21 protein-coding genes are annotated in these 24493 nt (G+C 58.2%); 15 read left to right on the top strand and 6 right to left on the bottom strand.

Going from position 1 to position 24493, the window contains the following annotated elements; genetic code table 11:
- Positions 1-55: 55 nt before the first annotated feature.
- On the bottom strand, positions 56-1459 hold the full coding sequence (locus IE089_RS00205; RefSeq protein ID WP_229802505.1) for an amidohydrolase family protein: 1404 nt from the start codon (positions 1457-1459) through the stop codon (positions 56-58).
- 202 nt (positions 1460-1661) lie between these two features.
- On the opposite strand from IE089_RS00205, the gene IE089_RS00200 reads away from it, so the two are divergent.
- The 5 genes from IE089_RS00200 to IE089_RS00180 all read left to right on the top strand — a co-directional run bounded on the left by IE089_RS00200 (position 1662) and on the right by IE089_RS00180 (position 7287).
- Positions 1662-3833, top strand: coding sequence for a TonB-dependent receptor (locus IE089_RS00200; protein WP_189474077.1), 2172 nt, complete (start codon positions 1662-1664; stop codon positions 3831-3833).
- Between the two features lie 125 nt (positions 3834-3958).
- Positions 3959-4960, top strand: coding sequence for a GRP family sugar transporter (locus IE089_RS00195; RefSeq protein WP_189474076.1), 1002 nt, complete (start codon positions 3959-3961; stop codon positions 4958-4960).
- Between the two features lie 9 nt (positions 4961-4969).
- Positions 4970-5905, top strand: coding sequence for a ribokinase (rbsK, locus tag IE089_RS00190; protein ID WP_189474074.1), 936 nt, complete (start codon positions 4970-4972; stop codon positions 5903-5905).
- Between the two features lie 10 nt (positions 5906-5915).
- Positions 5916-6965, top strand: coding sequence for a purine nucleoside permease (locus tag IE089_RS00185; protein ID WP_189474072.1), 1050 nt, complete (start codon positions 5916-5918; stop codon positions 6963-6965).
- 139 nt (positions 6966-7104) lie between these two features.
- Positions 7105-7287: a hypothetical protein gene (locus IE089_RS00180; RefSeq protein ID WP_189474070.1), complete on the top strand. Its 183-nt coding sequence runs from the start codon at positions 7105-7107 to the stop codon at positions 7285-7287.
- Here IE089_RS00180 and IE089_RS00175 read toward each other — a convergent pair.
- From IE089_RS00175 to IE089_RS00165, 3 genes are all read right to left on the bottom strand, one after another.
- Positions 7284-8012: a sulfotransferase-like domain-containing protein gene (locus tag IE089_RS00175; protein WP_268247986.1), complete on the bottom strand. Its 729-nt coding sequence runs from the start codon at positions 8010-8012 to the stop codon at positions 7284-7286. The genes IE089_RS00180 and IE089_RS00175 overlap by 4 nt on opposite strands.
- A gap of 18 nt (positions 8013-8030) precedes the next feature.
- Complete coding sequence (locus IE089_RS00170; protein WP_189474066.1) at positions 8031-8969, bottom strand: aminotransferase class IV; 939 nt, start codon at positions 8967-8969, stop codon at positions 8031-8033.
- A 102-nt stretch (positions 8970-9071) separates the two neighbouring features.
- Positions 9072-9902 (bottom strand): esterase/lipase family protein, encoded by an 831-nt coding sequence (locus tag IE089_RS00165; protein WP_189474064.1) that lies wholly within the window; start codon positions 9900-9902, stop codon positions 9072-9074.
- A gap of 129 nt (positions 9903-10031) precedes the next feature.
- On the opposite strand from IE089_RS00165, the gene cmoA reads away from it, so the two are divergent.
- Complete coding sequence (gene cmoA, locus IE089_RS00160) at positions 10032-10763, top strand: carboxy-S-adenosyl-L-methionine synthase CmoA (RefSeq protein WP_189474062.1); 732 nt, start codon at positions 10032-10034, stop codon at positions 10761-10763.
- Positions 10763-11737 carry a tRNA 5-methoxyuridine(34)/uridine 5-oxyacetic acid(34) synthase CmoB gene (gene cmoB, locus IE089_RS00155; RefSeq protein ID WP_189474060.1) on the top strand — a complete coding sequence of 325 codons (975 nt, stop codon included), beginning with the start codon at positions 10763-10765 and terminating at the stop codon, positions 11735-11737. The genes cmoA and cmoB overlap by 1 nt, the downstream gene beginning before the upstream one ends.
- 6 nt (positions 11738-11743) lie before the next feature.
- On the opposite strand, the gene lon is transcribed toward cmoB, so the two are convergent.
- The gene (gene lon / locus IE089_RS00150; protein WP_189474058.1) at positions 11744-14167 is read right to left on the bottom strand and encodes an endopeptidase La; all 2424 of its coding nucleotides are present in this window, start codon (positions 14165-14167) and stop codon (positions 11744-11746) included.
- Between the two features lie 132 nt (positions 14168-14299).
- Here lon and IE089_RS00145 point away from each other — a divergent pair, with 132 nt between their 5' ends.
- A complete protein-coding gene (locus IE089_RS00145; RefSeq protein ID WP_189474056.1) occupies positions 14300-15541 on the top strand; it encodes an aspartate aminotransferase type Ic in 1242 nt (413 codons plus the stop codon).
- On the opposite strand, the gene IE089_RS00140 is transcribed toward IE089_RS00145, so the two are convergent.
- The gene (locus IE089_RS00140; RefSeq protein ID WP_189474054.1) at positions 15538-15885 is read right to left on the bottom strand and encodes a DUF1820 family protein; all 348 of its coding nucleotides are present in this window, start codon (positions 15883-15885) and stop codon (positions 15538-15540) included. The two genes, IE089_RS00145 and IE089_RS00140, sit on opposite strands and share 4 nt — an antisense overlap.
- A 179-nt stretch (positions 15886-16064) precedes the next feature.
- On the opposite strand from IE089_RS00140, the gene miaB reads away from it, so the two are divergent.
- The 7 genes from miaB to IE089_RS00105 all read left to right on the top strand — a co-directional run bounded on the left by miaB (position 16065) and on the right by IE089_RS00105 (position 24492).
- The gene (gene miaB / locus IE089_RS00135) at positions 16065-17396 is read left to right on the top strand and encodes a tRNA (N6-isopentenyl adenosine(37)-C2)-methylthiotransferase MiaB (RefSeq protein ID WP_189474052.1); all 1332 of its coding nucleotides are present in this window, start codon (positions 16065-16067) and stop codon (positions 17394-17396) included.
- Positions 17397-17459: 63 nt separating this feature from the next.
- The gene (locus IE089_RS00130; protein WP_229802504.1) at positions 17460-18479 is read left to right on the top strand and encodes a PhoH family protein; all 1020 of its coding nucleotides are present in this window, start codon (positions 17460-17462) and stop codon (positions 18477-18479) included.
- Entirely contained in the window at positions 18476-18967 is a 492-nt protein-coding gene (ybeY, locus tag IE089_RS00125) for an rRNA maturation RNase YbeY (protein ID WP_189474050.1), read from the top strand. The genes IE089_RS00130 and ybeY overlap by 4 nt, the downstream gene beginning before the upstream one ends.
- Entirely contained in the window at positions 18964-19809 is an 846-nt protein-coding gene (locus IE089_RS00120; RefSeq protein WP_189474048.1) for a CorC family transporter, read from the top strand. The genes ybeY and IE089_RS00120 overlap by 4 nt, the downstream gene beginning before the upstream one ends.
- Positions 19806-21365: an apolipoprotein N-acyltransferase gene (gene lnt, locus IE089_RS00115; protein WP_189474046.1), complete on the top strand. Its 1560-nt coding sequence runs from the start codon at positions 19806-19808 to the stop codon at positions 21363-21365. The genes IE089_RS00120 and lnt overlap by 4 nt, the downstream gene beginning before the upstream one ends.
- Positions 21366-21495: 130 nt before the next feature.
- Positions 21496-23964: a leucine--tRNA ligase gene (leuS, locus tag IE089_RS00110; RefSeq protein ID WP_189474044.1), complete on the top strand. Its 2469-nt coding sequence runs from the start codon at positions 21496-21498 to the stop codon at positions 23962-23964.
- A gap of 18 nt (positions 23965-23982) precedes the next feature.
- Positions 23983-24492 carry an LPS-assembly lipoprotein LptE gene (locus IE089_RS00105; protein ID WP_189474042.1) on the top strand — a complete coding sequence of 170 codons (510 nt, stop codon included), beginning with the start codon at positions 23983-23985 and terminating at the stop codon, positions 24490-24492.
- Position 24493: the final 1 nt, after the last annotated feature.

Genomic DNA, 24493 nt, shown 5'->3' with positions numbered 1-24493 from the left:
TCTCCAATAACTACAGGGGCAATCGATAGCATCACTATCGTCGATAAGAGGCGCTTCACGAGGCGTCATCCGTGGCTGCCAGGGCCGAGCGTATCTCATCGCTCTTCCGGGCCACCGAGGCGCGCAACGCGGCCTCATCGATGGTGAGCACTTCACGGTCGCGCATCAACAGCTTGCCATCAACCACTGTCGTCACTACGTCGCTACTATCCGTCACGTAGACCAGGTGGGAAACTACGTCATATAACGGCAGTTGCCGGGTCTTGTTCAACTGCACTTGAATCAGGTCTGCACGCATTCCCGGTTTGAGTTGGCCCACCTTGTCACCGAGCCGCGCAGCAACCGCGCCCATACGGGTGGCCATTGTCAGCGCTTGCAACGCGGGTACGGCCGTGGGATCACCGGTTTGCACCTTATGCAGCAGCGCGGCCAGCCGCACTTCCTCCCACAGATCCAGGTCGTTATTGGAAGCCGCACCGTCCGTGCCCAGCCCCACGTTTACCCCTGCGTTCAGCATAGCCGGCACCGGCGAGATACCCGCGCCAAGCTTCATGTTTGAGGTGGGATTATGGATCGCACCCACACCGGAAGCTGCGGTGAGAGCGATGTCGTTAGGGTCCAATTGCACCATGTGGGCGGCAATCAGGCGCTGGTTGTAAAGCCCCAACCCCTGCACGTGTCGCACAGGTGTCGTTGCGAAGTTCTCGGCAATGTAGGCAGACTCCGAGGGTGCCTCTGCCAGATGCATGGAGACGATTGCATCCAGCTCAGCGGCCTTTTCGACCGTTGCCCTGAGGTGGTCTGGCGATACGGTATAAGGCGCATGGGGCGCAAAGGCTGGTGTGATTCGCGGATGCTTGCCCTGCCAGCGCTTCACAAAGTCAACGGCAGCAGCAAAGGAGTCATCCCAGCCACTGAAACCCGGGCTGGGGTAATCGATATGCGGGGAGGCCACCACGGCACGAAGCCCGCAGCGATCGACAACCCTCGCGATATCATCGGGGTAGAAATACATATCAACAAAGCTGGTTGTGCCGCCACGGATCATCTCCCAACAGGCCAGCTCGGTGCCGATGCGCACGAACTCCGGTGTCACAAAACGTCCTTCCATGGGAAAAACGTATTTGTTCAGCCAGGTCATTAAATCCAGATCATCCACCATGCCCCGAAAGAGAGTCATGGCGGTGTGGGTATGGCCGTTAACCAACCCCGGCATCACCACCCGGTGAGTGCCGGCTATCGCCTCAGCGCCAATGTACTGCTCATCGATGGTCTGGCGCGAGCCCACAGCAATAATGGCGCCGTCGCGAACAACAACTGCGCCGTTTTCCAGCACCGGCTCGTCGGGCACCATAGTCAGAACGTAGTCACCGTAGACAACCAGGTCAGCCGATTGGGCGGGTGCGGCGCCTGCACACAACGAGAGTACAGCCAACGTCCAACACGCTAGAGATTTCACGGAACCAGACTCCCGCTATCGAAGAGAAAGCCAGAATAACACTGCCCAGTGGCTACGGTGAATTCTGGTACTTTTCCCCAGCGCTACAGCGCTATTCGTGGGATAGCGATATTCTATTGGTGAGTTGAGAAGTGATAAGAGACCGAAGAGTCTCCCCAACATTCTTATCAAGCGACAAGCTTAAACACTCAGGAGCTCTCCCATGAATAGGATCACCGCACCCCGTCTGGCCATTGCGGCCGCAGTGACTGCCGCCGTCGGCATGAGCACGCCCGCGATGGCGCAGCTCGAGGAAGTTATCGTTACCGCCCAAAAACGCGAGCAGAGCCTGCTCGATGTGCCGCTGTCGGTAGCCACACTGGAGGGCGAGCGCTTCTCAGCCCTGTTTGAGGGCGGTGCGGATATCCGCGGCCTCTCAGCCCGCGTACCCGGCCTTTACGTCGAGTCGTCTAATGGTCGTGTGGCCCCGCGTTTTTATATCCGTGGCCTCGGCAACATCGACTTCGACCTCGCCGCTTCCCAGCCTGTTACCGTGGTGATGGACGAGGTGGTTAAGGAAAACGTTATCCTGAAAAGCTTCCCGTTGTTCGATATTGAGCGCGTGGAAGTACTGCGGGGCCCCCAGGGCTCACTGTTTGGTCGCAACACGACTGCAGGTATTGTGAAGTTTGATTCCTACAAGCCCACCCAGGAATTCGAAGGCCGTGCCAAGCTGGACGTCGGCGAGCTCGGCACCATCAATTTTGAAGGCGCTGTTGGCGGTGGCCTGACAGATAACCTCTCTGGACGCATCGCGGTATTGTCGCAGAATCGCGATGACTACATCGATAATGACTTCACCGGCAAAAGCGATGCACTGGGCGGCTTTGAAGACAACGCGGTCAAGGGCTTCCTGCAGTGGGATGCCACAGACACGCTCAGCTTCTTGCTGGGCGCGCACTACCGCGATCTCGATGGTACATCCTCTATTTTCCGCGCCAATATTTTCGACCCCGGCAGCAATGACCTGAACGGCAACTTCGACCGGGAAACGGTGTTCCACGACGAGGGCGACAATAACCCGCAAGAGTACGAGAACACCGGGTTCAACCTGAAGGCGGACTGGGATCTGGGCGGCATGACTCTGACGTCTATCACCGCGTGGGATGAGGCCGATGGCCGCAGCCTGGGTGATATCGACGGCGGTTTCGGCGCTTCCTTCGCACCGCCCTTCGGTCCTGGCTTTATCCCCTTTAATGCCGTGACAGAAGACGCGGCAGACGTGGAGCAGTTCACCCAGGAGTTCCGGTTGGCCAGCGAGTACGGCGACGGCCTGAACTGGCAAGTGGGCGCCTTCTACTTCGACGGCGATCTGGAAGTGAAAACCAGCCCCTTCTTCGTTGATCCCACTACTGTGAAACACGAGAACGAAACCTGGGCAGTATTCGGCCAGGCTGACTACGCCTTCAGTGATAACTGGACCATCACCGCGGGCATTCGCTACACGGATGATGAAAAAGACTTCAGCACACCGGGCATCTTTGTCGCCTTCGACGAAAGCGTCTCGGACGACCAGGTAAGCGGTGACCTGGCGCTGTCTTATACCCCCAGCGACACCTCGCTGGTGTGGGCCAAGGTTGCTCGCGGTTTCCGTGCGCCCACCATCCAGGGTCGTGATGTGGCGTTCTTCGGTGTCCCCACCATCGCCGACTCCGAAACCATCGACAGCTTTGAAATCGGTTACAAGTCACAGTTCGCTGATGACCGCGTGCGCCTGAACGCTGCCGCCTTCTATTACGAAGTGAACGACATCCAGTTCACAGCGGTGGGCGGTGAAGACAACAGTATCGCTCTGGTTAATGCAGATACCGGTATCGGCATGGGTGTTGAGCTGGACGTACAGTGGTTGATTACCAATAACTTCGAAGTCACCTTCGGCTACGCGTATGCGGATACCGAAATCGACGACGACAACCTGCGCGTACCGGGCTGTGGCTCTGGCCTTTGTACCGTAACCAACCCCGTCGATGCCGATGGCTTTGCCTTTGTAGACGGCAACCCCTTCCCAAATGCACCGGAAACGACGCTGAACTTCACCGCGTCCTATAGCATGCCCATTGGTGGAGATGCTGAGCTGTTTGCGTTTACCGACTGGGCCTACCAGGGCGACACCCAAATCTTCCTGTACGAGTCTGAGGAATTCCAGACAGAGGGCCAGTATGAAGGCGGTGTGCGACTGGGCTGGCGCAAGCTGGACAATAGCTGGGAGGTTGCATTGTTCGGCCGCAACATCACGGATGAAGAAAACGTGCAGGGCGCCATCGACTTCAACAACCTGACGGGCTTCGTTAATGAACCCCGTGTCTGGGGCGTGACCATCGCAACGGAGTTCTAAGCGATACTCACCGTGCATCACCCGCCGCCATCTTCTACACTGAAGTGACGGTCGCAAGAAAACCCCGGCAACCGCCGGGGTTTTTCCGTTTTAACGCCTGATACCAACAAAAAGAGGGCTGACTCATGTTTATTGTCGAATCCTATGGCGTCGCTGTGGCGCTGTGTTTTGTCACCATGCTGTGCTGGGGCTCCTGGGCAAACACACAAAAGCTGGCCAGCCAGGAGTGGCGATTCCAGTTGTTCTACTGGGACTATTCGATCGGTGTTCTACTGCTGGCGCTGGCGCTGGCGTTCACTTTGGGCAGCACTGGCGAAGCCGGGCGCGCTTTTATGCCTGACATCTCCCAGGCCTCTACAGATTCCATTCAGATGGCGCTGCTGGGCGGAGCAGTTTTCAACCTGGCTAACATCCTCTTGGTCGTGGCAATCGATATCGCCGGCATGGCCGTCGCCTTCCCGGTCGGTATCGGCTTGGCCCTGGTCATCGGTGTTATTGCCAACTACGACCCTGCGCAGGTCAATAACGCCACTCTCTTGTTCGTAGGCGTGGGCTTGGTAGTCGTCGCCATTGTGATCGACGCCCTGATTTACCGCCGCGTTCCCGGTGATGGCAGCAAGAGCGTCGGCAAAGGCCTCGCGATTTCGATCATCGCTGGCTTCGCCATGGGCTTCTTCTACCGGTTCGTGGCGCAGTCCATGTCCATGGACTTTGTCACGCCTGATGCGGGCCTGATGACGCCCTACTCCGCCGCAGTGGTATTCGCCATTGGCTTATTGGTGTCTAACATCGTGTTCCTGATACCGCTGATGTACAAGCCGATCAGCGGCGAGCCCGCCGCTTTGGGTGAATACTTCAGTCGCGGCACACCAAAACTGCATCTCGTGGGCATACTCGGTGGCGCCATATGGGCCACGGGCTTCTGTTTCAACATTATCGCTGCAGGCGAAGCCGGATATGCAGTGTCCTACGGGCTGGGCCAGGGTGCCACGATGGTTGCAGCTTTCTGGGGGGTATTTATCTGGAAGGAATTCAAGGACACCCCACAGGGAACCAACTCCTTGATCGCCGCCATGTTCGCCTGTTTTCTGGTGGGCCTGGGCATGATCATCTACTCCAACCTGTAGGCCAAAGCGATGCGTAAGCTGGTTGTCATTGGATCGTCCAACACCGACATGATTATCCAGGTGCCACACCTACCCGGTCCGGGCGAAACCGTACTCGGTGGCACCTTCACCACCGCAGCGGGGGGTAAGGGGGCCAATCAGGCAGTGGCTGCCGCTCGCGCCGGTGGTAGCGTCAGCTTCATTGCCGCCGTGGGCGATGATCATTTCGGGCAGGAAGCGCTGGCGGGTTTCGCAAAAGACAACATCGATACAGGCCTGTGTATGATCGACCCCATCACGCCTTCGGGCGTGGCCCAGATTTTTGTCGATGCGAAGGGTGAGAACACCATCGGGGTTGCGCCCGGCGCCAATGCAGCGCTGGAACCCGGACACATCGACAGGGCTGCCGGTCTCTTCGGACCTGATACCGTCGTACTGCTGCAGCTGGAAACGCCATTGGAAACGGTGGGATACGCAGCGAAACTCGCGCATGACAATGGCAGCACGGTGATACTCAACCCCGCGCCTGCTGCGGAGCTGGACGACGAGCTATTTCAGTACGTCGACTACCTCACGCCCAACACGACCGAAGCAGAACTGCTCACTGGCATGCAGGTCGTCGACGACACCTCGGCCAGTATCGCTGCCGAGCTTCTGCTGGCGCGGGGGCTGGACAACGTGCTGATCACGCGCGCCGCCCTGGGCGTATACGCAGCTTGGCGCGACGAAGACGACGCGATAAGGACAGCAACGTATCCGGCCTTTGAGGTGATCGCCAAGGACACGACGGCCGCAGGCGATGTTTTCAATGGCTGCTTGGCCGTCGCGCTGTCACAAGAACAGAACCTTGAGCAGGCGATTCGCTTTGCGCAGGCCGGGGCAGCCTTGTCTGTGCAAACGCTAGGTGCGCAAATCAGCGCGCCTCCATTAGACGCGATACAATCCGTTATGAACGCCAACGCTTGAGGCCACCGCCATGCTAAGACCTTGTTTGCTTCTACTCGCCACACTGCTTCTTCCTGTCTGGGCACAGGCGCAAGCGCCCATGCCCGTGAAAGTCGTGATCGTGACGATGTTTGAGACAGGCAATGACACGGGTGATGAGGCTGGCGAATTCCAGCGCTGGTATGAACGGCAAGAGTTGAGCACCGTATATATAGCACCGCATATGCATCACGACATTATGGCCAACACGGAAACCGGCGTGATTGGCATCGTGACCGGCATGGGCACCGCGAACGCCGCAGCCAGTGTGATGGCACTGGGTTTGGACCCGCGCTTCGACCTCAGCAAAGCCTACTGGCTGGTAGCAGGCATCTCCGGATTTGATCCCGCGGACGCCTCTTTGGGATCTGTCGCCTGGGCCGAGTGGCTGGTAGACGGCGATCTTTCCCATGAAATCGACGCACGTGAGATTCCCGAGGACTGGAAACACGGCTACTTCCCCCTGTTCAGTCAGGGTCCCAATGATAAGGAGCGCAAGAGCTACAACCTGGGTGAAGTGTTCCGTCTGAACCCCGACTTACTGGAGTGGGCCTACACACTGACAAAAGACATGGAGCTCCCCGACGACGAAAGCCTGGAAGCCACCCGCAAGCTGTACGTGGACTACCCTGTGGCACAGCGAAAGCCGTTTGTGCTCAAGGGAGATCAGTTAGCAGCCATGACCTTTTGGCACGGAGAGATGCTCAACGAGTGGGCAAACGACTGGACCGACTATTGGACCGATGGCCGGGGCGAGTTTGTGAGTTCGGCCATGGAAGACACAGGCACCTTCCAGTCCATGACCTACCTCCATGAAGCCGGCAAGGTCGACAAGAACCGCATGATGGTGCTGCGCACCGCGTCAAACTTCACGCTGCCACCGCCTGGAAAAACAGCTGCCGACTACCTGCGCGAGGAACAACATGACAGCTATGCGGGACTGGACGCGGCACTTGAGAATGCCTACCGGGTGGGCAGTACCGTGGTGCAGGAACTTCTCGACAACTGGGAGACTTACCGCGACCAAACGCCCGGCAGTTAATCCCACCGGCACGCCAGCCTCGCGATAGAGCGGGGCCGGCGGCGCAATATTCACACTCTATGTAGGGACTTTTCACGCTCGGAATCATCGACGCAGGCGTACACTGCATGCTGAATAGCTACCCTACGCTGTGAACGCCATGAACCGTCGCGACGAACAAAAAACCTCTCTGGTGGACTTTCTCCGCAGCATTAAATTTGCACGTGCACACACGGCCGCTAACAAAGCCTGTTCGACACATTTCGCGCGCTTCAATCAACGCGTGCGTCTGGATACCGTGCCCGCCGCCGAAGACTGCCAGCTGGTGCGCAGCGCCAACTAAACGCTAGCCGGCTTTAACACATGCGCCGATAGGCGCTGGTAGATTTCTTCAGCTTCGTCACACAAGGCTTCATAGCCCGCGGGGACGGCTGGCTCAGGGTCTTGCTGGGCCGCCGTTGCGGCGAACCCGGTAGACTGCTCCACCGCCGAATACCAGTAAGGTGCCCAGACACCATCGCTATCGCGTTTACCCGGTGGCCAGCTGAGCATAGCGTCATTAAACGGAATGCCCAGCGCCGCACACAGTGCGCGCAACACACCCTCCGGATTCGCCAGTGTCTGGGCAGAGTCCATCACCGGCGGCGCCTCACCCAGCCGCTCGCACTCGCGCTCGAATAACGCCAACTGCTGGGGAAAGCCTAACTCCTCCAGCGCAAACTCTGGCCGAACTTTGGCATAGGACACAACGATGCGTCGTGGCTCCCGAATCAGAAAGCAGTTGTGCAGCTGGTCTACCCAGTCCAGCGACATCTCCGGCAACAGGTGCTGCGTCATATGCTTCTGGTAATACAGCGCACACTGTGTGGGCTCGTCAGTGCACAAGCTGTTCGCCACTGAGCGCCAATCACAATCCATGGCAGCGATGATGTCGTCTTTACCCGGATGGTCACTGCCCGACTGCTTGAGATAGTAACCGTACAGTGGCTCGTCCACGACCACACAGTCTGGCCGGTTCTCGAAAGCACGCATAAGCGCCGTCGAAATATTCCGCGGTCCTGACCACATCGCAATCCGGTGCATGAACTAGGCGCCCCGTGGGTGCCGGGCACCCGGACCATTCACATAGTCGTCAACCAGCTTGCGATACGCTTTTTGTAACCGCGTGATCACCGGCCACTCTTCAGAGCTACCGATCTTACGCCCGTCCACCTCGGTGACAGGCACCAACCCTGCGAAGGTGCCGGTAACGAATGCTTCCTCGGCATTGTAAACGTCGGTCAGTGTGAAATTGCGCTCCTGTGTCCTGATCTTGAGCGAATCTGCCATCTCCAGCACTTTGCCCCGGGTGATACCGTCCAGGCAGTAGTTGCCGGTAGAGGTCCAGACCTCCCCCCGACGCACGATAAAGAAGTGCGTGGAATTACAGGTGGCAACAAAGCCGTGAGGGTCGAGCATCAGGGCCTCGTCGAAGCCGGCTTTTGCTGCCTGGATACAGGCTGCAATGCAGTTCAACTTTGAGTGTGTGTTAAGGGTGGGATCCTGGACGTCCGAATAACCGCGGCGAACATGGGCGGTAAACAGGCGCACGCCTTTGTTCACTGTGTCGGGAAGTGCTTCCTTGTACTCAGGGATGATCACGACCGTGGGTGGCGTGATGGTCATTCGCGGGTCCTGGTAGGGCGTAGACTTTACTCCGCGCGTCACCATCAGACGTATATGCACACCGTGGCGCATATTGTTAGCTGCCAGCACCCGGTATATGCGGGCGGCGATCACATCACGATCAAAATCAGGTTCAAAATCCAGGGTGTGCATGCCCTCGAACAGTCGTTCGAGGTGTCGCTCCAGGAACAGTACCGTGCCCCGCTCTACGCGCAGCCCTTCCCAAACGCCGTCACCGAGAATAAAACCGGAATCAAAAACAGACACCCTGGCCTCAGCACGCGGGAAATGCGTGCCGTTGATATCGATCAGGATATTGTCGTTACGCGTGTCATGCGCGTGATCGTGTGTTCCCTGCATAGTGTGCTGCGCTCTCCATGGTTGGACTGTGAAGCTCGGCAGCTATTCTGCATGAGCAACGCCAGCGGGTCACCCACTGGAACGTTACTGAGGAATGGCGAACTAACTCACCTTTCGAATAAAAGGTCTTAGCAAGGGCGAGCTCAGCCAACGCGCCTGTTTCGCGGGGCTGGCCAATGCATTTGCGATAACGGCAAAGACAAGCGGGTTGAAAGGGAAGCCGACATGAGAGGCCATAACCGCCACATTGGAGACATAGCGCGGGTTAGCCTCACAACGAGCGATTGATGTGCCCACAATGCCATCGGATTCACTGAACAAGGCCAGCACGGGTACCGCCAACTCCCCATCCGCGTAGGTGTAGTTCACCCAGCGCGCAAGTGCGTCCTCGTCAACCTGCACACTGTTGTCATAGAGCCTTCCCATGACCTTGTAGAGTGCCGTACCGCGCGGATCGCCGTAGGGTGTGCCCAGGGTGATCGCCTGTCGAATCCACTGCGGGTACCGGTGTGCCAGAGCTACGGCATACAGCCCACCGAGGCTCCACCCAATCAGCGTTATCGCCTGTCCGCTGGCCTCAAAGGCTTGCTCAATGCGTGCAGCGATTTGGTCCTCGGTGCGGCGCCTGAAGGCGAGAAAGTCATCCAGTGATTGAGGTGTATTGCCGTAGGTATTGCGTCCAAGACCCCAGGGAATGGCGTGGTAGCCCTGCTGGTTGAGAAAGCGACGAAGCTGGGAAGTGGAACCGTCTGCGCCCATAAAACCGGGCAGGGTCATTACGGTGTGACCGTCACCCTGTGGTAGTCGCTTTAACACAGGAGCCAATGCCGCCGTACTGCTCATCTCGAACAATACCCGCCCGAACTCCAGCACGCTGTGGCGCAGGCGCGGTGGCGTGATGTCGGGGTGAAAACTGGCTGCAGGTGTTGCCATAGTTTGCCCTCGGCGTTGGTATTTACAGTGTGGCGCTTCCGGCACAATCTGCACAGTGCGCAGGCGGACACCCGGTACAACTACTCATGATAAAATCGCCCGCCTGACTCCTATTCCGCAGGCCTGATCGTGACTGACCAACGCGACAACATCTATGCCGACAGCTTGGCCGAACCCGGCCTGTTTGCCTTCGACGATCGGGTTGCAACCGTGTTTCCCGACATGATCAAACGCTCTGTGCCGGGCTACACCACCGTTGTTGCAATGACAGGGCTGATCGCTTCGCGCTATGCCAGTGCCGGTTCGACGCTATACGATCTGGGTTGTTCTCTGGGCGCGTCCACGCTTTCCATGAAACAGAATACGCTGCCCGCGGACTGCCGGATTGTGGGGGTTGATAACTCCAGCGCCATGCTTGAGCGCTGTGAAGTGATTCTGGCAACCGACAGTCACGATACGCCTGTGGAATTGATGTTGGCTGACCTGACCGATGTCGTTGTGCAGGACGCGTCGGTGGTCGTGCTGAACTGGACACTGCAGTTTGTGCCCGTCGAGAAGCGTGAAGCCGTACTACGTGGTATCTACGAGGGAATGCGCCCCGGCGGCGTCGTAGTACTGTCTGAGAAAGTAACCTTCGAAGACCCCCATCTGGATGCGCTGAATATCGATTTGCACCATCAGTTCAAACGCGCCAATGGCTACAGCGACCTGGAAATTGCCAACAAGCGCAACGCGTTGGAAAACGTGCTGATCCCCGAGACGCTGGCGTCGCATAAGCAACGCATCGCTCAGGCAGGCTTTAGCAGCTGCGATGTCTGGTTCCAGTGCTTTAACTTCGCTTCGCTGGTCGCCGTTAAGTAGTGGACTATGAAACGCTGATAGCGCGCTGGCAAACACACGAGCAATTGTGTCGATGGGCCGAAACCCTACCGGACCGCCTCGCACAGGGTATGTCTGTCAAACGCTATGGCGACATCCCCCGGTGGCAGGCCGCGCTGGACGCGCTCCCCGATCTTACCCCTGACCATCTTCACCTCGACACCGCACGAGTTGGCTGCAGCATTGACGAGCCCCTGACTCCAACGCAACAGCAATCACTGCGCGATGCACTCATGGGTCTTCACCCATGGCGCAAAGGTCCGTTTGAGCTGTTCGGCGTGCACATTGATACCGAGTGGCGCTCCGACTGGAAGTGGGATCGGTTAGCGTTGCATCTCGACGCCCTGGACGGACGCCGTGTGCTGGACGTGGGTTGTGGCAGCGGATACCACTGCTGGCGCATGTTGGGCGCGGGTGCGGGTGAAGTTATCGGCATAGACCCCACACCACTGTTCGTGATGCAGTTTTTGGCCCTGCAGCGCTATTTAAATCGCGACAACATCTGGCTGATACCGGCGGGTATTGAGCATGTGCCTGAAAAGCTGAAAGCCTTCGACACCGTGTTTTCCATGGGTGTGCTGTATCACCGGCGCTCACCCTTCGACCACTTGCTGGAGTTACGAGACTGCCTGCGAAGCGACGGACAACTGGTTCTGGAAACCCTGGTTATCGAGGGAGGGCTGGGCCAAACACTGGTGCCCGAGGGTCGCTATGCTCGCATGGGCAATGTCTGGTTCCTGCCAAGTTGCGACACCTTACTGGGCTGGCTAGCCAAAGTCGGTTACCGCGACGCGAAGGTGGTTGATGTGGGGACAACAACGGTTGATGAACAGCGCAGCACCGAATGGATGACGTTCCACTCACTGGCCAACTTCCTGGACCCACAGGACAGCAGCAAAAGTATCGAGGGCTATCCAGCGCCCCGCCGCGCCGTGATCACCGCCTACGCGCCCTGATTGGAATCAGTGCAGGGATTTTTCCCTGCGATGCTCATGAAATACAAACTCAAACACTTCACGGTACGTGCGAGCGAAATGCACGTTAATGCCCTCACGCAAATAGTCCGGTAGCTCTTCGAAGTCCCTGCGATTCGCGTGGGGCAATATCAACTCCATGATCTTGCTGCGCCTGGCAGCTATCACTTTTTCGCGGATACCGCCCACTGCCAACACCTGACCTGTCAGGGTCAACTCGCCTGTCATGGCCAGCGGCCGCTTTATGCGTTCCTTCCGTGCCAGCGACACCAGTGCTGTGGCCATGGTGATACCGGCACTGGGCCCGTCCTTCGGCGTAGCGCCCTCTGGCACGTGCAGGTGCACCATGCTCATATCAAAGAAGTCAGGATCGCAGCCGTAGTCTTTCAGGTGTCCAATGACATAGCTGTAGGCAATCTCAGCGGATTCCCGCATGACTTCGCCGAGACGCCCGGTGAGCTTAAACCCACGATTAAGCGTGTGAATCTGGGATGACTCGATCGCCAGGGTTGCACCGCCCATGGCCGTCCATGCAAGGCCTGTGGCAACACCGAGGCCACGCACAGGTTTATCGGGCTGAAAGGGGGGCTTGCCCAGCAGGGTATCGATGTCCTTCTTGCCGACCCGCATCCTGGTGTCATCTGACTCCAACAGATGCACGATCGCTTTACGCATGATGCGCGACAGCTGTTTCTCCAGCGTGCGCACCCCAGCCTCGCGGCAGTAGGAGTCAATCACGTACTTAAGTCCGGCATCGTTGATCTTGAGCTGCTCATCCTTCAAGCCATGACGTTCCAGTTGCTTGGGCCACAGGTGGTTCCTAGCAATAGACAGTTTCTCTTCCGCCACATAACCAGAGAGCCGAATGGTTTCCATTCGGTCCAGCAGCGGGCCGGGGATAGTATCCAGCTGGTTGGCGGTGCAGATGAACAGGACCTTGCTGAGGTCGACGCGAAGATCGAGGTAATGATCAAGAAATTCGCTGTTCTGCTCGGGGTCTAGCACCTCCAGCAGTGCCGACGCGGGGTCGCCCTGGTAGGAGGCGCCGATCTTGTCGATCTCATCCAGCATAATCACCGGGTTGGAGACCTCTACCTCCTTCAGCGCCTGCACGAACTTACCCGGCATGGCTCCAATATAGGTCCGGCGATGCCCTTTGATCTCCGCCTCATCGCGCATACCGCCAAGACTGAAACGATAAAACTCACGCCCCAGGGCCGCAGCCACGGAGCGACCGATACTGGTCTTGCCCACCCCCGGTGGTCCAACCAACAGCAGAATGGATCCGGCAATCTCGCCCTTAAAAGCGCCCACCGCCAGAAACTCCAGGATGCGATCTTTCACGTCGTCCAAGCCGTCGTGATACTCATTCAACACACCGCGGGCGTGTTTCAACTCGAGGTTGTCCTCAGAGTAACGTCCCCAGGGAACCGAGGTTGCCCAGTCCAGGTAGTTACGTGTAACACCATATTCGGGAGACCCGGTCTCGAGCACAGACAGCTTGTTCAGTTCATCGCGAATACGCGCCTCAGCAGCCTCCGGCAGCGTCAGACCCTCCAACCGGGACTCAAAAGTCTCCGCATCAGAGGTGCGGTCATCTTTGGAGATTCCCAGTTCCTTCTGGATGATTTTCAGCTGCTCGCGCAGAAAGAACTCCCGCTGCTGGTCAGAGACCTTCTCGTTCACCTGACTGGTAATCTGGCCCTGGAGTTCAGCCACTTCACGCTCTTTGTGCAGTAGCTTGAGCACTTTCTCTATGCGCGATCGAAGTGGCAGGGTGTCCAGAATTTCCTGTAGCTGATCACCCGATGCGGTCGTCAATGCCGCCGAGAAGTCGGCCAACAGACTGGGCTGATTGGGATTGAAGTTGCCGATGTACTGCTTGAGCTCTTCGCTGTACAGCGGGTTGAGCGGCAACAGCTCCTTTACTTCCTTGATCAGGGCCATGGCATAGGCCTTAATCTCATCGCTGTCTTTATCGCCCTGACTGCGCGGGTATTCAACCTGCGCCAGATATGGGGGTTTATCATTCAACCAACGCACAATCCGGAAGCGGCGTACGCCCTGGGCGAGAAAGTGTCCCGGGTTATCCGCCACCATCGGCGGCTTGTGCAATCTCACCACACAACCAATCTCAGGGAACTGGCGGGGGTCTGCCGCTGTGTCCGGCTTGCGCTCGACGTATGACAGTCCAATGACGGGATTGCCGCTGGCTTTCACCGCCTGAAGGGTGGCACCCCACTCTTCGATATTGATGGCAACCGGTTGGACCTGTCCGGGGAAGAAGGGGCGCTGCGGCACCGGGATCAGGTGCAGGGTGTCCGGCAGTACATCCTCTGCAACGGCAGGCGCCTGGCCGCTATCGCCGTGATCGATAACCTCACCATCCACTGCCTGATCCTGCTCGCTCATGGGTATTCCTGTGTCATTTTCCATCGTATGGATATGGGGGGTCTTCCACACGCTTTCAAGCAAGGACTCTCGAATGCCTGTGCGCTGCCTTATACTGTCGATTGCTGAATTTATACGGCGTGTACTGACTCAATGACTATAGCCCACAGTAATAATGACGACCTGCAGGCGCTCGAGGAAAGCTACAAGGCGCTGACCGAGCTCGGCCTCGATCTTGACCTCACGCGCGGCAAACCTGCCCCGGAACAACTGGCGTTGTCAGATTCCCTCGACGGGATTCTCCAGGGTAATTACCGCAGCGATAGCGGCGTCGACGTTAGAAACTATGGCGAGCTGATGGGCCTGTTTGAACTGCGCGAACTGTTCGGGGAACTGTTCGATCTACATCCAAATGAAGTACTGGTGGGCGGTAACAGCAGTCTGAGTCTAATGTATCTGGCGCTTGAATACGCGCTACAGCACTCCAACAATGATGGCGGTGTGCGCCGCTTCCTGTGTCCCGCACCCGGGTACGACCGCCACTTCTCGGTGTGCGAGCGTCTGGATCTGGAAATGATCAGCGTACCGCTGAACGACAACGGTCCCGATATGGATGTTGTTGAGTCGCTGCTGGCAGAAGATGGCACTATTTGCGGCATCTGGTGCGTCCCCCGCTTTTCCAACCCCACCGGCTGTGTCTACAGCGACGATACGGTGGCGCGTATCGCCCGGCTACCGCAGCACGCAAGCGGCCCCTTCACCGTGATGTGGGATAACGCCTATGCCGTGCATGCACTGACACCCGAGGCGCCTGCGCTCGCCAGTATCTCAAAGGCTGCGCGAGAAGCGGGCACACTGGCCAGCGTTCTGCAGTTCGGGTCAACCTCCAAGGTCACCTTTGCCGGTGCCGGCGTCGCCTTCCTGGGGGCAGATGCCGACTGGTTATCGGGTTTCGCTAAACACCTTTCTTTTCGCACCATTGGCCCGGACAAGGTCAATCAACTAAGGCACCTGCGCTTCTTACCGGATGCGCAGGCGATTGAAGCGCATATGGCCCGTCAGGCCGCCCTCATCAAACCTAAGTTTGAGGCAGTTCTACAGGTGCTGGAGAAGGAATTGGCGGGCCAAGAGTTTGGACAGTGGACCACGCCGCAGGGAGGCTATTTTATCTCCTTTGATACCCTGCCAGGCTTGGCCAAAGACGTTGTGGCATTGGCCGCAGCAGTTGGCGTCAAGCTCACGCCCGCCGGAGCGACTTACCCTTATGGGCAGGACCCGACCGACAGCAATATACGCCTCGCGCCAACGTACCCTTGCCTTGAAGACGTAGAACGCTGCGCGCAGGTGTTTGCGCTGTGTGTGAAATTGGCCACCTTGAGGGCAGCGCAGAATTAGTCTTCGCTGCCTTGCTGGGGCGACCTGGGAGCCCCCGCTAATGGAAAGGCAGCAACATTGCCCTCGGCGGGCTTGGTGTCAGACACCTTGCTGGCACCTTCTTTATCCACCTCATCAATGCGAATCACCGAGTGCATAGGGATGTAGGTGCGCTTAACGCCGCTGAATTCATTTTTCAGCTTCTCTTCGCTGGGATCCACCACGATTTGAGAGCGCTCGCCGAAGAGAAATTCCTCAATTTCGATGAAGCCCCACATGTCGCTCTGGTAAATCTGGCGCGCAAATACCTCAAACACCTGATTACCATTCTGGAACACCACTTTGTAAACGGGGTAGGACGTCATACTCTCCTCAAGGGCGGCGCCGTGGCCACCGCAGACTCTCCCGGATTTCGGGGACGGCAATGTTACCACCACAGGCGCGAAATACCAGCACGCGGGCTGTTCCCGGGGGTTGAAATCGGTATAATCCGCACCCCTTTTTATCGGCTGACACAGTAGCCGGACAACGGAACCGACACGCGGTGAGCAAGAAACTCTACATCAAGACCCACGGCTGCCAGATGAACGAGTACGACTCGGCGCGTATGCGCGATCTGCTGGAAGACAGCCATGGCCTGATCGAGACGGACAACCCCGAAGAGGCCGATGTCCTGCTGCTCAACACCTGTTCGATCCGCGAAAAAGCCCAGGAAAAGGTCTTCCACCAGCTAGGGCGCTGGAAGCACCTGAAACAGAAGAATCCGGACCTGGTGATTGGCGTTGGCGGTTGTGTGGCCAGTCAGGAAGGCGAAGAGATTGGGAAACGCGCTCCCTACGTGGATCTGGTTTTTGGTCCACAAACACTGCACCGCCTACCGGACATGATGGACAAACGCGGCCCCGGCGGCACGGTTGTGGTAGACATCAGCTTCCCGGAAATAGAAAAGTTCGACCGCCTGCCCGAGCCCAAAGTCGAAGGCCCTACCGCTTTCGTCTCCATCATGGAAGGCTGCAGCAAGTACTGCACATTCTGCGTTGTGCCCTACACCCGTGGCGAGGAAGTATCGCGCCCGCTGGACGACGTGATTGCCGAAATTGCCCACCTGGCCCAGGGCGGCGTACGTGAGGTCAATCTGCTGGGCCAGAACGTCAATGCTTACCGCGGTGAGAATCATCTGGGCGAGATTGTGGATTTTGCCGAATTGCTGCACTTTGTTGCGCGCATACCGGGCATCGACCGAATTCGCTACACAACGTCTCACCCGGTGGAATTCAGCGACGCCATCATCGATGCCTATGCAGAAATTCCCCAGCTGGTGGATCACTTGCACCTGCCGGTCCAAAGCGGCTCCGACAGGATTTTGATGGCCATGAAACGCGGTCACACGGCGTTGGAGTACAAGTCCAAGATTCGTCGTCTGCGCAAGATTCGCCCCGACATCAGTCTCTCGTCAGACTTTATCGTGGGCTTCCCCGGCGAAACAGAGGCCGACTTTGCTGCCACCATGAAGCTGATTGAGGACATTGGCTTCGATGTGTCCTTCAGCTTCATCTACAGCGCGCGGCCAGGCACCCCGGCATCAGACTTACCCGATGAGACCGATGAAGCGGTGAAGAAGCAGCGCTTACAAATCCTGCAAACGCGCATTAATCAGCAGGCTCAGGACATCAGTCGCAAGATGGTGGGCTCGACCCAGCGCATTCTTGTCACCGGCGTGTCCAAGAAAGACCCCGGCCAGTTGCAGGGGCGCACCGAGAACAACCGCGTGGTGAACTTCCGCTGTGATGACCACAGTCTGATTGGCGAATTCACCGACGTATTGATTCACGAGGCCCTGCCCAACTCCCTGCGCGGCGAGCAAGTGGACATTTGACTGCCACCAAAAGCCGTATATCCTTTATATCCCAATCGAAAGCCCTCGCGGCCTGCATGCACATTGAACACTGACTCCTCGGCCACCGCGCCGGACCAACTGAGCTTTACCCTGGAACCCAATGACGCCCGTCACCTGGCCATGCTGTGCGGCCAGCTGGACGCGCACCTGCGCCAGATCGAGCAACGTCTGGGCATTCAGATCAACGCCCGCGGTAACCAGTTCCTGCTCAAGGGCCCCCAGAATAATGTCATCGCGGGGCGCGAGCTCCTGACGCAGCTCTACAGCGACGTTTGCCAGGGCGTGGGGCTCTCGCCAGAGTCTCTGCACCTGCATCTACAGCAGGCTGATTTGGAGAGTCTGACAGAGGCCTCCGGCGATAGCGCCGTCGAAGCCATTCAGGTCATTCGCACCAAGCGCGCCTCGATCAAGCCTCGCGGCAAGAATCAGCAGGGCTATGTGCGCACTATCAAGCAGTGTGACATTAACTTCGGCGTGGGCCCTGCAGGCACGGGCAAAACCTATCTGGCTGTCGCGTGTGCGGTGGAAGCGCTACTGGAAGAAAGGGTCCGGCGCATCCTGCTGGTCAGGCCCGCGGTTGAAGCCGGGGAAAAGCTGGGCTTTCTGCCCGGCGATCTAAGCCAGAAGATAGACCCTTATCTGCGCCCACTGTACGACGCACTCTATGAAATGTTGGGTTTCGAAACCGTCAATAAGTACATCGAACGCAACATCATCGAGGTGGCGCCGCTGGCGTTTATGCGCGGCCGCACATTGAACAACGCCTTCATCATCCTCGACGAAGCGCAAAACACAACGCGGGAACAAATGAAGATGTTCCTGACCCGTATCGGTTTCGGGTCCACCGCAGTCATCACCGGTGACGCCACCCAGATCGACCTTCCCCGGGGGTCACAGTCCGGCCTCACCCACGCCAGCAACATCCTGACCGGTGTGGAAGGCATTGGCTTCACCTGGTTTGCCAATAAAGACGTTGTCAGGCACCCGCTGGTGCAGCGGATTGTGGAAGCCTACGATGCGCGGGAAGACAGCACGACCCACCTGGACCAAAGCCAGCGATGAACCTGCAGGTGGACATCCAGAATGCCAGCGCCGAGCCCGTACCCGACGAGGACGACATACGAAGCTGGATAGCTGCCGCGCTGGGTGAAGCCAGTGATGATCCCGGCGAGCGCGAGGTGAGCGTTCGCATTGTGGACGAACCGGAGATGACCACCCTCAATGGTCAGTATCGAAACAAGCCACGCCCAACCAATGTGCTGTCTTTTCCCTCAGACATACCCGCTGAACTAGAGCTTCCCCTGCTGGGTGACATTGTTATCTGTGCGCCGGTTGTTCGCAGCGAGGCCGCCGAGCAGGGCAAGACCCTGCAGGCGCACTGGGCGCACATGACCGTGCATGGTAGTCTGCATTTGCTGGGCTACGATCATATCGACGATGACGAGGCCGAGTTGATGGAGGCGCTGGAAACCCGCGTTCTGGCTGGCCTGGGTCTGCCCTGCCCCTACCTAACCCCCGATACAACCGTAAGCGAGCATCCGCCGCGATGAGCGACGACAAGAACACCCCGGATTCCGAAGACCGCAGCTGGCTCCACAAGATCACCCACTTGTTTTCGACTGAGCCACACAGCCGTGACGACATGATGGAGCTGCTCTCCATCTCTGCAGAGAACGAAGTCATCGACGACGACGCACGCAGCATCATGGAAGGCGCGATGAAAGTCAGCGACATGCACGTGCGCGACATCATGATCCCTCGCGCACAGATGGTGGTCATTAAAGCGGAACAGACACTGGAAGAGTGCATGCCGCAGATCATCCGCTCAGCACACTCGCGCTACCCCGTGATTGGTGAGAACCCCGATGATGTGCTCGGCATCCTGCTGGCAAAAGACTTACTACCCCTGTTACTGGGTGACGATGCCAATGATTTTGACATCCGCAACCTGCTGCGCCCGACGGTGGTTGTGCCAGAGAGTAAACGCCTGAACGTGCTGCTGCGCGAATTTCGCCAGAACCGCAATCACATGGCGATCGTGATTGACGAGTACGGCGGCGTGGCTGGATTGGTCACCATCGAGGATGTGCTGGAAGAAATCGTTGGCGAAATCGAAGACGAAACAGACGCCGAGGAAGACCAGTATATCCGCAAGATCACGGATGAGGACTATTTCATCAAGGCGCTGACACCCATCGAGGATTTCAATGAACACTTCGACTGCAGCTTCAGCGACGAAGAGTTCGACACCATTGGCGGACTGGTAATCCAGGCCTTTGGGCACATGCCGGGACGCAATGAGATCACGCGTATCGACGATTTTGAGTTCATGGTTATCAACGCTGATCAGCGCAAGATTCACAGCTTACGCTTGAGACCCCCGCCAAAGTGAGCGCACCGGCGCCCGACGCCACTCAACAACAGCGGCTAAATCCACAGCGGCTACATCCACTGCTGGTCGCAGTTCTGGCACCGCTGGCCGGTGCGCTGGTTACGCTGTCCCTGGCGCCTTTCACCCTGTGGCCTGCTGGCATTGCCAGCCTGGTCCTGCTGAGCTACCTGCTTTGCGCCTGCACCCCCGGCGATGCACTGTGGCGAGGCTGGCTCTATGGGCTGGGCTTTTTCGGCAGCGGTGCGTCCTGGGTATGGGTCAGCATTCACGACTACGGCTTCGCCAGTGTGCCTTTAGCCACGCTCCTCACCGCACTGTTCTGCGCAGGCCTGGCGCTGTTCCACAGTCTCTTCGGCTGGGTATACGTGCGCTGGGTACGTCCCTTGCCTGGTGGCATGCTGCTAGGTTTTGCCCTGCTCTGGGTGTTATTTGAGTGGCTCCGAAGTTGGCTACTCACCGGCTTCCCCTGGTTGTACCTTGGCTATGCCCATCTCGACACCTGGATTGCTGGATGGGCACCTGTATTCGGTGTTTTCGGCCTGTCCCTAATGACGGCGCTCTCTGCGACTTGCCTGTTCCTGAGCTGGCGCAGTCGGCAATGCGTCGCAATCACTACGTATGCTGGCCTGCTGCTACTGATGTGGCTGGGCGGTGCTGTGTTGAAGCCAATAGAGTGGGTCGCCCCGGCCACCGAGGAGCCCCTGAGCGTGGCCATGTACCAGCCCAACATTCCCCAGGCGCAAAAATGGGACCGCGCCTATTTTGATGACATCGTGGCCCAGTATCAGTCGGTTGTGCCCTCGCTGTATGGCTATGACATTATCCTGTGGCCAGAAGCCGCCATTCCGACGCTCTTTCAAAATGCACGTGGCATCCTGGACCCCATCGCGAGTCGCGCGCGCCAGGTCGATTCCACATTGATAACGGGCATTCCCATGCGCCCGACACCGGAGACTATCTACAACAGCATCATCGCGCTGGGCCAGGGCGAGGGTGTTTACCATAAGCAACGCCTGGTGCCCTTTGGTGAGTACGTACCGTTAGAGTCGGTGCTGCGCGGCTTAATCGACTTTTTCGATCTGCCCATGTCCAGTTTCAGTGCCGGCAGTGCGACCCAACCCCCACTCAGGGCGGGCAGCTTTCGCATCGCACCCTACATCTGTTACGAGATCGTTTACCCCGGATTAGTAGCCGCCCATGCGCGCGAAGCCGACCTGCTGGTAACCATCAGCAATGACAGCTGGTTTGGCGCCTCCATAGGTCCGCTGCAGCACCTGCAGATGGCGCGTATGCGCGCATTGGAGAATGGCCGCTACCTGATACGAGGCACTAACAACGGCGTGTCGGCTATCATTGATCATCGCGGGCAAGTCTTGACCAGTAGTGAGCAGTTTGTAGAGACCACCCTCACCGGCGAAGCTGAGGTGATGCTGGGGCGCACGCCGGTGGGTAGTTTCGGCACTCTGCCCATCGTTTTCGCCAGCGCAATCGCCCTCGTCTTGATGTTTATCATGCAAGCGACCTTCTGGCGCCCCCGAGACCCTCACGCCGACTAACCCGGCTCAACACACACATCGCCGGGCCGTGGGATTACTGATAAAATTCGCGCCTTTGCCCAGCGCCGACTGGACGGTGATACCACCGCTTTCCAGCACGCACAGACACTGTATTGGAACGACACCCCCCATGGATCAGCATTACGACCCGCAGGCCATTGAACAGGCAGCGCAGCAACACTGGCAAGACAACAACAGCTTTGCCGTAAATCCCGACGATTCACGGGAGAAGTACTACTGCCTGTCTATGCTGCCCTACCCCAGCGGCAAACTGCACATGGGGCATGTACGCAACTACACCATTGGTGACGTGATATCGCGCTTTCAACGCATGCAGGGCAAGAACGTACTACAGCCTATGGGTTGGGACGCTTTCGGAATGCCCGCCGAAAACGCCGCCATCAAGAACAAAGTGCCGCCGGCACACTGGACAAAGCAGAACATCGCGGACATGCGCGGGCAGCTGCAACGTCTCGGCTACGCCTACGACTGGTCACGCGAGATCGCAACCTGCCATCCGGATTACTACCGCTGGGAACAGTGGTTTTTTACGCGGTTGATCGAAAAGGGCCTCGCTTACAAGAAAGAAGCCATGGTGAACTGGGATCCCGTCGACCAAACCGTCCTCGCCAATGAGCAGGTGATTGACGGCCGCGGCTGGCGATCCGGTGCCCTGGTGGAGCAACGTGAGATTTCCCAGTGGTTCCTGAAAATTACTGACTACGCCCAGGAGCTGCTGGATGATATCGACAAGCTCGAGCACTGGCCGGAGCAGGTGCGCACCATGCAGCGCAACTGGATTGGTCGCTCCGAGGGCGTCAACCTGCGCTTTGGCCTGGAGGGCGGCGACGATATCGAGGTCTACACCACGCGCCCTGACACCCTGATGGGTGCTACTTATGTGGCGGTTGCGGTCAAGCACCCGCTGGCGCTGCAGGCGGCAGAGTCCAACGCTGAACTGGCGGCATTCATAGAAGCGCAGTCTGTCGGTGGTGTTGCCGAGGCCGAATTGGCGACCATGGAAAAGCTGGGCATGGACACCGGTCTGAAAGCAATCCATCCGCTGACGGGCGAAACCGTACCCGTGTGGGCGGCCAACTTCGTGTTGATGGGCTACGGCTCCGGGGCCGTCATGTCGGTACCCGCCCACGATGAACGCGATCACGAATTTGCGTGCAAATACGGTCTGCCTATAGTGCAGGTTGTCGCCAAGGCCGACGGTAGCGCTGACTATGACAGCAGCACCTGGGCTGACTGGTACACCGACAAGGACAATACCGTCACCGTGAACTCTGGTGAGTTTGATGGCCTGGATTTCCAGTCGGCATTTGATGCCATCGAAGGCCGCTTGAGCGAACTCGGCAAGGGCGAGCGCACCGTCAACTTCCGGTTGCGGGATTGGGGCGTATCACGCCAGCGCTACTGGGGTGCACCGATTCCCGTTATCTATTGCGATGACTGCGGCACGGTCCCGGTACCCGCCAGCGATTTGCCCGTGGAACTCCCCACGGAAGTGGCCTTCGAAGGCGTGGGTTCACCACTGAAATCCATGCCTGAGTTTTACCAGACCACCTGCCCTAGCTGCGGCAAACCGGCAACGCGCGAGACCGACACCTTTGACACCTTTATGGAGTCATCCTGGTACTACGCCCGTTACACCTGCGCTCGTAACAGTGAGGCCATGCTGGATGATGAGGCCAACTACTGGGCGCCCGTGGACCAGTACATTGGCGGCATCGAGCACGCCATCCTGCACCTGCTGTACGCGCGTTTCTATCACAAGCTGATGCGGGACGAAGGCCTGGTCACCTCCGACGAACCCTTCGCCCGCCTGCTGACCCAGGGCATGGTGCTGAAGGATGGCGCCAAGATGTCCAAGTCAAAGGGCAATACTGTGGATCCGCAGGCATTGATCGATCGCTACGGCGCCGACACCGTGCGTCTGTTCAGCATGTTTGCGGCTCCCCCCGAGCAATCGCTGGAGTGGTCTGACTCCGGCGTAGAGGGAGCTAACCGCTTCCTGCGCCGACTCTGGCGCCTGGTGGATGCGCACCTGGCACAAGGTGGTGCAACCACCCTCAATACCGACTCCCTGAATGATGACCAGAAGGGTGCCCGGCGTAAGGTTCACGAAACCATCGCCAAGGTGGGTGATGATTACGGCCGCCGCCAGACTTTCAACACCGCCATCGCTGCGGTCATGGAGCTCTGCAACGAACTTGGCAAGCTGGACGACAGCGACAACAGCCGTGCAGTCATGGACGAAGGATTGCGTGCGGTTGTCTTGATGCTTGGACCCATTGTGCCGCACCTGTCGCACTGCCTATGGCAGGAACTCGGCGGCCAGGGTGATGTGATGGATGCTGCGTGGCCAACCGTGGATGAGTCTGCACTGACACGCGACAGCATAGAAATCGTCGTGCAGGTAATGGGTAAGGTTCGCGGCAAAGTGACTGTCGCCGCCGACGCCGATGAGGCTGCTATTCGCGACGCCGCCCTGGCCAACGACAACGTGCAGAAGTTTGTCAGCGACATCCCCAAACTTGACTTCAAGGTGGTGAAAGGGAAACTGATTACTTTCTTCCCGGCCAAGGGCTGATTGCCTGTGAATGGAACAATGCCTTACCTCAAAGCAGCGGCGGTTTTTGTCCTGGCCGTGAGTTTGACCGCCTGCGGCTTCCAATTGCGTGGCAGCCAGGCTGCTACCGCGCTGCCGGAGAGCTGGCAGCGCTTCAATCTCGTTACAGGCAACCCCAACAGCGAGTTCAGTCGTGAAGTAGAAGCGCGCTTTGCTGCTAATGGCATTGTCTGGGTAGAGCGCAACGAGGCAGATTACCTGCTGCGACTGGGGCCGGAACGCTTCAGCCAACGCAACCTGTCACTGAATGCTCAGGCGCGCGCCGCCGAGTTCGAGCTCACTATGCGCAGCACCTTCAGCGTCACCTCCGCCCGTGGTGATGAGGTGATGACCGATACCGAGGCTTCGGTTATCCGGCAAATGGAAAACGACCCGCGCAATGTCGTGGGTAAAGCCGAAGAAGTGCGTATTCTCCAGGCCGAGATGCGCACCGAACTGGCGCAGCAGATTCTCAGGCGTATCGGCTTTTACGCCGCCAGCACACAGTAAG

The organism is Parahalioglobus pacificus, from assembly GCF_014652275.1.
GTDB classification, from domain to species: Bacteria; Pseudomonadota; Gammaproteobacteria; order Pseudomonadales; family Halieaceae; genus Parahalioglobus; species Parahalioglobus pacificus.
The sequence above is the reverse complement of the archived record's forward strand: the minus strand, read 5'-3'. Positions and strand labels throughout refer to the sequence as shown.

Excerpts from the sequence above, each read along its gene's own strand:
- IE089_RS00165 (WP_189474064.1), bottom strand. The coding sequence starts at position 9,902 with ATGGCAACACCTGCAGCCAGTTTTCACCCCGACATCACGCCACCGCGC.
- ybeY (WP_189474050.1), top strand. The coding sequence starts at position 18,476 with ATGAACCTGCAGGTGGACATCCAGAATGCCAGCGCCGAGCCCGTACCC.
- IE089_RS00180 (WP_189474070.1), top strand. The coding sequence starts at position 7,105 with ATGAACCGTCGCGACGAACAAAAAACCTCTCTGGTGGACTTTCTCCGC.
- IE089_RS00120 (WP_189474048.1), top strand. The coding sequence starts at position 18,964 with ATGAGCGACGACAAGAACACCCCGGATTCCGAAGACCGCAGCTGGCTC.
- leuS (WP_189474044.1), top strand. The coding sequence starts at position 21,496 with ATGGATCAGCATTACGACCCGCAGGCCATTGAACAGGCAGCGCAGCAA.
- IE089_RS00170 (WP_189474066.1), bottom strand. The coding sequence starts at position 8,969 with ATGCAGGGAACACACGATCACGCGCATGACACGCGTAACGACAATATC.
- lon (WP_189474058.1), bottom strand. The coding sequence starts at position 14,167 with ATGAGCGAGCAGGATCAGGCAGTGGATGGTGAGGTTATCGATCACGGC.
- IE089_RS00200 (WP_189474077.1), top strand. The coding sequence starts at position 1,662 with ATGAATAGGATCACCGCACCCCGTCTGGCCATTGCGGCCGCAGTGACT.
- IE089_RS00105 (WP_189474042.1), top strand. The coding sequence starts at position 23,983 with ATGCCTTACCTCAAAGCAGCGGCGGTTTTTGTCCTGGCCGTGAGTTTG.
- IE089_RS00175 (WP_268247986.1), bottom strand. The coding sequence starts at position 8,012 with ATGTGGTCAGGACCGCGGAATATTTCGACGGCGCTTATGCGTGCTTTC.
- IE089_RS00140 (WP_189474054.1), bottom strand. The coding sequence starts at position 15,885 with ATGACGTCCTACCCCGTTTACAAAGTGGTGTTCCAGAATGGTAATCAG.
- rbsK (WP_189474074.1), top strand. The coding sequence starts at position 4,970 with ATGCGTAAGCTGGTTGTCATTGGATCGTCCAACACCGACATGATTATC.
- IE089_RS00195 (WP_189474076.1), top strand. The coding sequence starts at position 3,959 with ATGTTTATTGTCGAATCCTATGGCGTCGCTGTGGCGCTGTGTTTTGTC.
- IE089_RS00145 (WP_189474056.1), top strand. The coding sequence starts at position 14,300 with ATGACTATAGCCCACAGTAATAATGACGACCTGCAGGCGCTCGAGGAA.
- IE089_RS00185 (WP_189474072.1), top strand. The coding sequence starts at position 5,916 with ATGCTAAGACCTTGTTTGCTTCTACTCGCCACACTGCTTCTTCCTGTC.